Source organism: Halobellus captivus, assembly GCF_007655485.1.
In the GTDB taxonomy this organism is placed as follows: domain Archaea; phylum Halobacteriota; class Halobacteria; order Halobacteriales; family Haloferacaceae; genus Haloquadratum; species Haloquadratum captivum.
The window spans coordinates 1-8,781 of sequence record NZ_VJXQ01000007.1 but is presented as its reverse complement, the minus strand read 5'-3'; the positions used below and the strand labels follow the sequence as shown (position 1 = coordinate 8,781).

The 8,781-nt window shown below is 50.9% G+C and carries 5 protein-coding genes and 2 pseudogenes; 6 read left to right on the top strand and 1 reads right to left on the bottom strand.

Annotation, left to right across the window (positions count from 1 at the left end; translation table 11 throughout):
- A pseudogene (locus tag FJT57_RS17030) lies at positions 1–335 on the bottom strand (transposase); the annotation flags it as partial.
- A 620-nt stretch (positions 336–955) separates the two neighbouring features.
- Here FJT57_RS17030 and FJT57_RS14745 point away from each other — a divergent pair.
- The 6 genes and pseudogenes from FJT57_RS14745 (at position 956) to FJT57_RS14720 (ending at position 8,687) form a co-directional block, all read left to right on the top strand.
- Positions 956–2,068: an extracellular solute-binding protein gene (locus FJT57_RS14745; RefSeq protein WP_144906564.1), complete on the top strand. Its 1,113-nt coding sequence runs from the start codon at positions 956–958 to the stop codon at positions 2,066–2,068.
- A 104-nt stretch (positions 2,069–2,172) separates the two neighbouring features.
- Positions 2,173–3,231 carry an ABC transporter ATP-binding protein gene (locus FJT57_RS14740; RefSeq protein ID WP_144906562.1) on the top strand — a complete coding sequence of 353 codons (1,059 nt, stop codon included), beginning with the start codon at positions 2,173–2,175 and terminating at the stop codon, positions 3,229–3,231.
- A gap of 78 nt (positions 3,232–3,309) precedes the next feature.
- Entirely contained in the window at positions 3,310–5,070 is a 1,761-nt protein-coding gene (locus FJT57_RS14735) for an ABC transporter permease (RefSeq protein WP_144906560.1), read from the top strand.
- 155 nt (positions 5,071–5,225) lie between these two features.
- A complete protein-coding gene (locus tag FJT57_RS14730; RefSeq protein WP_162524376.1) occupies positions 5,226–6,371 on the top strand; it encodes a cupin domain-containing protein in 1,146 nt (381 codons plus the stop codon).
- 5 nt (positions 6,372–6,376) lie between these two features.
- Positions 6,377–7,843: an ethanolamine ammonia-lyase reactivating factor EutA gene (locus FJT57_RS14725; RefSeq protein WP_144906557.1), complete on the top strand. Its 1,467-nt coding sequence runs from the start codon at positions 6,377–6,379 to the stop codon at positions 7,841–7,843.
- A 264-nt stretch (positions 7,844–8,107) separates the two neighbouring features.
- Positions 8,108–8,687, top strand: a pseudogene (locus FJT57_RS14720) (IS6 family transposase).
- Positions 8,688–8,781: the final 94 nt, after the last annotated feature.

Sequence of the window (8,781 nt, the reverse complement as noted above, 5' to 3'; positions counted from 1 at the left end):
TGGTAAAGCGCTCGACGCGCCGATGCATCGTCTTGTAGGTGACACCGATCTCTCGCTGAAGTTGGCGAAGACTCGTGTTGAACCGCAGAAACGCGTAAATCCAGAACAACCACTTGCGGAGCGCAACCTTCGAGTGAGCGAAAATTGTGCCCGTCTTATCGTTGAACGTGCGGTCGCAATTCTTACAGAGATAGCGTTGAAACGCCCCATAGCTGCCGTTCTTGACTGTCCGGTCAGAACGGCAGCGGGGGGCATTCGACGCCGTCACGCTAGCGAACCTGTTGGAGCAGGTCCGCTGCGAGCGATTCCGAGCCAAACACATCCAGCGGAATCATTCGTGTCGGACACCGCGAGCGCGGTGTCCTTGCCCTCTTCAATTTCAGAGCAGCAGCTGAACTGTCTCAACAATCTCCTACAAAAGAGCGTTCCTCATAAGCCAAGACTCTCTATTCGTTTTTCAAGAAGAGTTACACCTCATTTCGATCGCCAACTTCGCGCTCTACGCAGGCTTGGCAAAGTCCATCCCCGAACTTACTCGGGTATCACAAAGGATCTTTACCACGCGTTTGGCCAAGACAATGAGATCCTTCCGTCATCGGAGACTTTGTTTCGACCTTCGCAGCAACACCTATTCGAAATTTTTCTTCGATGGAAGTGAAATTCTGAACGAAGAAGTACTTTCAGATGCAACAGCCATTCTCCTCGCATACGATGGAGTTCATACAGGGTTGGATGATATGGAGGAATCGCGATCAAGAGGCCCGGAGTCTCTCGGAGGCACTCTCTGAGCTACACTTGAACACCCAACCTCACTCTCTGGGGCAGATACCTAGGTAAATTATTGCACGCGGGCGGCGGCCAGCACAGTCAACCATATCCACCTAATCGCCGTGTTCATCCCAATGTATCAATCCCATTCAAAATTTTTATATATGAACGTTTCAATGTGTGGGCTATGCGGTCGAATAACACAGCCGATCCCGCTAGAGGAGAGTCGTGTAATAAGAAAACCAGCCCCCGGCGTAGCTTCCTGCGGACAGCCTCATTCGTAGGATTAGCAGGCGTTGCAGGTTGCCTTGGTGGAAGTAGCGGCGACGGTGGCAGTGACGGCAGCTCCAGCGAAGAAACGAGTACTCAGACGTTGACGCCGTCTCTGGAAGAACGGGCCAAAGAAGAGGGCGCCCTCAAGATCGCGACAACGCAGACTGGCATTGAACCAATCATCAAAGATTTCGAATCGGATTACGGAATTCAAGTCAACGTCCTGAGAGCCCACGGGCAGGAATTGTACTCTCGCCTAATCCAAGAACAGCAGGCTGGTAAGCTAAATTGGGACGTCAACGGAAACGGAGGGGTATCGCCGCTCTACTACCAGGCCGTGATTCAGGGGGAGATGCTACAGGAGCTACCTGACGTTACCGTCGAAAATAACGTAGCAGAAAAGGGTTCAAAAGGGATAACCGGAAAACCCTATGAGATGAAGATGCTCAGCCCAATTATGAATAAAGATATGGTGTCTGATCCACCAGCAAACAACGACGAACTCTTCCAGGACAAATGGAGCGAGAAGATGCTTGTTGATCCCCGAGACGGATTCCGGGTCATCTCTTCCCTTCGCCATATTGGCTTTTCGGAGAGCGAGATTGATGAGTACATTAATAACTTGGCCGGAATCGCTTCACTCCATGAAAGTCACTTCGACATCGGCCAGATGGTAGCCAGGGGGGAAGCACCGCTTGGAGCGACGTATCTTAAATATCAGTACTACGACTTCGGCGAACCGTTGGAGGCCCTGAGTGACCTACAGCCGTTCCCGAGGACTGCAACTTCGCCCCGCTGGGGAATGTTTAAAGAACCTCCAAACCCCAACGCGGCGGAGCTTTTCCTAAAATATTTATTTGACCATGAGTATGATCTCTTCGTTGAGCAGTTCTCCGAAGATATCGTCAAGGAGCCTGGTGGACTCAACAAGGATGACTGGTGGCTAGGGGGCTTCGAGTGGGCAGAGTCTGCTGATCTTGATGCTATGGACAAACGGTTTAAGAATGCTCTAGGTATCGAGGCATAATCCGACCAAGGCACGAGTATATTCTATTAGGTGCTTGGCTCAAGCGTCCGAGTCGATTCACCCCAAGATTTATCCCGCCGTGAAACACCAAGAAGACTACAATAATGAAAGTCAGTGTCAAAAATTTAGTAAAACGATACGGTGAAACCACAGCTGTTGACGACATCAGCTTTGTCGCGGAGGATGGTGAGTTTACAACGCTCCTCGGCCCAAGCGGATGTGGAAAGACAACAACGCTGCGGTCGATCGCCGGCCTCGAACGTCCTGACGGGGGTCAAATTACGATCGGCGATACCGTACTTAGCGATCCGTCAAAAAACATCTTCATTCCCACCCAAGAGCGGAACGTAGGATTCGTCTTCCAGAATTTCAATGTCTGGCCACATTTAACCGTGTTCGAGAATGTCGCCTATCCCCTACGCGTCAGGAATTATTCAGAGGATGAAATTGAAGAGAAAGTGATGAATGTCCTCAAACTCACAGGATTAGAGGATTTTCGGGACCGCCCTTCAACCCAACTTAGCGGGGGCCAACAAGCCCGTGTCAATGTGTGCCGAGCAATTGTGTATGAACCGGATCTCCTGCTCTTTGACGAACCCCTCACAGGACTTGACCGTAACCTCCGGCACCAGATGCGTTACGAGATCAAGCGGATTCAGTCCGATGTTGGCATAACGACGGTCTACGTCACTCACAGCCAACCTGAGGCAATGACTCTCGCAGACAAAATCATCTTGATGAATCCGGATGGCAAGATAGCTCAACAAGGCACCGCTGATGATCTCTATTACAAACCCGATAGCAAATTCGTTTTTGACTTCTTCGGGGGTTCGGTGGAAATAGAAGGAACCGTAACGAACCCCGAGGGAATTCAAACTGACATCGGACTATTCTCTGTAGATGTATCACCATTTGACGCAGGGTCCTCAGCTATCATCGGTTTCCGGCCGGAATCCGTGCAAATAGGAAAAGAGGGGGCCGTCAACAATTGGAAAGGTGAAGTGGAAGACATCAATTTCCTAGGGAGCACCTATGAATTCTTTATCAGTGTTGGGGACGTTACAATACGAGCTCGTCAGCCTAGATCCGGGGATATCCAGGAAGGTAGGACTGTCAACTTCCACATAGTGCCTGATGATATCTTCACCTACCGCCCATATTAGAACCATGGCCGCAAATCGGAGACACTTAGACGGGATGAATCGCCTAATTACTACCTCCGGAGAGGTGTGTGATTAACTATGAGTATGCCAGACATCAACAACCTATCGTGGAACGAGTTGAAATACAAATATATCCCGGAAACGCGGGATCAGAGGATTATCCTCCTATCTATCTTTTTCTCGCTTCTAATTGTAATCATCCTCCCCATTGGCTCTATCCTCGTGTTCTCTTTCGCCGACAGCTTTCCAATCACGGATGGCGAGTTCGGCTTCACGCTACGGCACTACACCTACCTGTTTGAGAATTTAAGCCTTCTATACGAGATTACGCTAAACAGCTTTATTTACGCTGCTGGAGCTACGTTCTTGGCTATCACAGTCGGAACGTTTGCTGCCTTCTTCACCGTGAAGTATCTAAACGATTCGATGTGGGTTCAATTGTTGATGCTCATCCCATATGGGATCCCGTCAGTTGCGGCGCTAGTGGGGTGGGTGATACTTCTCGGAGACGTCGGTGTCCTCACCGAAGCAGTGATTGCTGTATTCAACCTTTCTAGCTCCCCCTGGGATATACGATCTATTTGGGGGATGATCTTTGTCGAGGGCGTACACACAGCTCCTATTGCGTTCTTATTAATGTTCCCTGCCATCCGAAATATTCCCGCGGCCATGGACGAAGCTTCCTTCACCGCTGGGGCGAATCGGATCCGCACGTTCCGTCAGATTATCCTCCCGGTAGTCTGGCCGAGCGTTCTCTCTACCCTCTTATTCCTGTTCGTCAGGACGATGGCAACCGTCACGACCCCGGCTGTACTAGGTGTCCCTGAGCGGATTTTCACCTTCGGTACTGCGATTCCGTACATCTTCCTCTCTGGGGCCGACCTCAGCTACAGTAAGGCACTTTCATTCTCCGTCTTTATGATTGCCATCACTACTGTATTCATTCTTTATTACCTCAAGGCTCAGTCAGCGGAGGACCAGTTCACAACCGTCTTGGGCGCTGGTCGTTCTGAACCACGTCGATACGATTCGACCATTCTAAAACAAGGACTGGGGATCACGTTTGTCGGTGCGTATCTCGTAATTGCCGGGTTGTTACCGTTTGGGGCAATCCTTTGGGATTCGTTGGTTCCGGGGATTATGATGTCGACCGACTTGTCCCAATTCAGTCTTCAGAACTACGTTGCGCTCTTTGCTGGAAATGCTCAGGGAACGTTTGCCTGGCGACGAGCCTTGTGGAATACGATTCTGGTGGGTGTTATTGTTCCGACGACAGGGATGCTCATCTGCATGCTCATTGCCTATGCCAACCAAATCATAGATATTGCGTTCTCTAAGACGTTCGTGTTCGTTGCGTCAGTACCCCTCGCAATCCCGGGAATTGCAAGGAGTATGGGCTTTTTGAGTGTGTTCATCCAGACACCGATTTATGGCACTTGGTTTATCCTGTTTATCGCATACCATGGGGTTGCGTTGCCAATCGGTATGCGGTATGCATCACCGGCGTTAACACGTATCGGATCAGAGAACGTAGAGGTGTCACTGGCCAGTGGAGCAGGACTGATCCGTTCATTCCGCAGCATCCTACTTCCGCTCATTTCGAAGGATTTCATCGCTGGTTGGATGCACACATACGTCACCGTCATCCGGAACGTGTCAATCCCCATCTTGCTCTACACGGCAGGAAGCGAAGTAATCGCTATTGAACTCCTCACAGTCCTCCGAGCTGGTTACGCGAACACGGCGTCAACTATGGCGGTGATCATTACGCTCCTTTCGATCCTCCCACATATTATCCTCCAATATTGGCGTGTGTCTGGAGGCCTACGCGGTCGATAGATGGTGTAGCATTCTTTGAAATAAACGATCTTCCGCTTGCCTCTCCTATTTGTATTTTCTTCACTAGGTAATGGGTTGAAAACTGCAGCCAGTTGCGGAAAAACGTTTGAACGATCGTTAGACTTATGCTTCATTGCACGAGTGAGTCAATGTCAATGGTAATCAAAGACGTGACCGAGTTTCGGGAAGAGCGCGGCGACGATTACACTGATCGAGTGCCCGCAATTTACCGACAATTTCGCGAAGGTGAGGGGATCCCGATTCATACCGGCTTGTATTTAGAAAATGTATACGAAGCCGAGACCGAACCGTGGGACCGAACGGGTGAACGAGGAGCATTAATTAATTTATACGGTATGGAGGGGATGAACGACATCCACCTTCACGAATTAACCCCCAATGGGGAGACAGCAGTTCAGCACCATCTTTACGATGAAATCGTATATGTTGCTGAGGGGAACGGGATAACCATCATTGGAGAGGGGGAGAACAAGGTTCAATTCGAATGGGAAGCCAACTCGTTGTTTTATCTTCCCCGCAGTTCCCCCTATCGTCACATCAACACATCGCCGGATGAGCCTGCTCGACTCCTCGCTGGTACAGGTCTTCCAACCATATTCATGATGGTACGCGATGCAGACCTGATCTTCAACCCTCCCTATAATTACTGGGAGAACATTTCCGACGAAGAATATTATTCATCTGACGGGACACTCTACAGTGGGGAGTACCCAGGCGTAGGATACTCTCGAGAGAAGCCAAACATCTGGGATGCAAATTTCATCCCCGACGCCGTCACGTTTGACAAACTCGATCGAGATCTCACCACAGGTGTCGAGTATTCGAATATGCACTTCCCGTTCCCTGACTCCCCGATGGAGGCCCACGTGGGGGAATTCCCAGTTGGAACCTATAAAACCGCACACCGACACGCCCCCGGTGCGGCGCTACTGTTCATCTCTGGGGAAGGTTACAGCTTGATGTGGCTTGATGACTGGGAGGATGATGCAAAAGTGAAGTTTGACTGGGAACCGGGCACCCTGATTGTACCTCCAACCGGATGGTACCACCATCACTTCAATACAAGTACGACTGCTGCCCGGGACTTCGTCTTCCATCCACCACATCTCGATATGTTCAATTCCGAGTGGCTTGATGGCAAGGGAACGAATCGGATTATGCACGCGGAGGAGGATGCTGAAGTGCGAGCCCACTTCGATAAAGTACTTGTCGAAAAAGGGAGAGAGTCAAAGATGCCGATTGACAGCTATATGGAAGTCGATTACACCCCCGACAATTAGAACTTATGACCCACGTCCCATGGCATGAGGTGGATACAGATTCATTAGAAGAGGTCCATGGTATCGACTCTATTGCTCTCATTTCTGTCGGGATCGACATTGGGACGACGACGACTCACCTTATGCTTTCCCGCCTCCAAGCCCGTCGTCAAGGGGGAGATTATTCAAGTGAGTTCCAAATCGTCGACCGGGAAGTAATCTATGAGAGTCCAATTCACCTTACCCCCTACAAGGATAGCCAGACTATAGACACTGATCGACTTGAGGAACTCGTTGATGGATGGTATAAGGAATCCGGGTACTCCCCAGAAGATGTCGACACAGGGGCTGTGATTACTACGGGTGAGGCTTCCAGAAAAGAAAATGCAGAGGCGATAACGCAACTATTCTCGGAACGGTCGGGCAACTTCGTTTGTGCGGCGGCCGGGGCGAACTTGGAGACGCTAATGTCCGCGCATGGGTCTGGCGCTGTCGATTATTCGGTGACTGAAGAAAAGACCGTCCTACACGTGGACATTGGTGGCGGGACGACTAAACTCGCCTACATCGACGATGGTTTCGTTGAGGAGACCGCCTCGATTAACGTTGGAGCTCGCTTGGTAACCTTCGACGATGATGGCGCAGTTGATCACATTGAGGAGGCCGCACAGCGTGTGGCTGACGATGTGGGACTAGACTTCGCTATTGGCAAATCACTCGACGCCTCGGCTCGTCAGTTGCTCACTAAGAGATTTTCTGACCTTCTCTTTCAGGTGACGGATGACGATCGTTCGACACTCGCTGATTCCCTGTTGGTAACAGAACCACCTGACACGATAGCATTCGACGTCATGACGTTCGCAGGCGGTGGGTCCGAGTACGTCTACGATCAACACACTAAAACGTATAATGACCTCGGTGCTGAGCTGGGTAACGCCATCCGGAATGAAGTGAACGCACGGAATATAGATGTGGCCGAACTCGATGTGGGGATTCGAGCTACTGCCGTCGGATCGAATCAACATACCGTTCAGGTGAGTGGCAATACGGTGACTATTACTGACCGTGAGATTCTTCCGCTTCGAAACATCCCTCTGGTTCCATTCGTGGCTGACATTGAGATGGAAACCGAGACACTCATCGACGAATTTGCGGAGAAACTTGAGCTATACGATATCCACAAATTGGACTCGCCATTCGCTTTCGGATTCCATCTCCATGGTACCCCTTCTGGCGACTTCCTTGACCGGTTATTGACGGCTGTGATTGTAAACTGGAACGAGTACACGAATGGTGGTACCCCGCTCATCGCGGTTTTCGAGTCTGATCTCGCGATGAGCTTTGGAAACCTTGCAACGGATCGTATCGATGAACCCATAATCATCGTTGATGGAATCGAACTCACTCAATTCGGGTACATTGATATTGGTGAACCAATTGCGGCAACAGGTGCCCTTCCGGTCACGGTGAAGTCGTTAGTCTTCGAAGGGTAGAACCAAGCTCCTGCCTCTCCTCATCGAAATAATACTGGACAAACGGTTCGGTACTTGGCGTATGGGAATCCCGTCCTTCTGGATCCCTTTCCTCTATTGGGGTGACCAACGGAGATATTGATCACCTGCCCCCTTTCAATCCTTTACTCAATCTTCCGGCAGTGTTCAGATAAGATCGAAAAGTGAGGCGGTCGTCAGTTCTTGGTGCCTATGCAAGAAATCGACCGCCTTACCGAGCGTAGCGGCTTCCCGGAGTGAGGATTTGTGGAGCGAGAGGCGACACCCGAGGGTGTGATGAAGCTCGGTATCCAGCTCCATCTCGCGGGGCTGTCGCTGGCGGATACCGTCTCGGTCCTCGCTGGTCTGGGTGTCGATCGGTGTCGCACCACCGTCACAACTGGATTCAGAAGACCGATCTACAGCCCGAAAACGGCCGAACCCCGGATCACGTCGCCGTCGACGAGACTGTGATCCAGATCAATGACCAGCGATTCTGGCTGTACGCGGCGGTCGACCACGCCACTAACCGCTTGCTTCACGTCGCGCTCTCCCCGACCAGGACCACCACTATCACCGAGATGTTTCTCAGCGAACTCCGCGAGAAACATCTCGTCGACGACGCGATCTTCCTGGTCGATGGGGCACCCTAGCTGAAGGCGGCCTGTCACCACCTCGGGCTCCGATTTCAGTATGTCATCTATGGAAATCGGAATAGCGTCGAGCGGGTGTTCAAGAAACGTAAACGCCGAACTGAGACGTTCACAAACCACTTTCGAACACTCATCCAGAAACTGCTAAGACGTGGTTGCAAGCGTATGCTTGCTGCTGGAACCAGCTAATCTGAACAATGCCCAATTTTCCAAGGGATAGATATATTACGGGCCGGAGTCTTATGGGAGACGTACGTATGGCTGAGAAAGCACGGGAAGAAGACATTG

Bases quoted from the DNA above. Each gene is read 5' to 3' on its own strand.
- FJT57_RS14745 (WP_144906564.1), top strand. From the start codon at position 956: ATGCGGTCGAATAACACAGCCGATCCCGCTAGAGGAGAGTCGTGTAAT.
- FJT57_RS14740 (WP_144906562.1), top strand. From the start codon at position 2,173: ATGAAAGTCAGTGTCAAAAATTTAGTAAAACGATACGGTGAAACCACA.
- FJT57_RS14735 (WP_144906560.1), top strand. From the start codon at position 3,310: ATGAGTATGCCAGACATCAACAACCTATCGTGGAACGAGTTGAAATAC.
- FJT57_RS14730 (WP_162524376.1), top strand. From the start codon at position 5,226: ATGGTAATCAAAGACGTGACCGAGTTTCGGGAAGAGCGCGGCGACGAT.
- FJT57_RS14725 (WP_144906557.1), top strand. From the start codon at position 6,377: ATGACCCACGTCCCATGGCATGAGGTGGATACAGATTCATTAGAAGAG.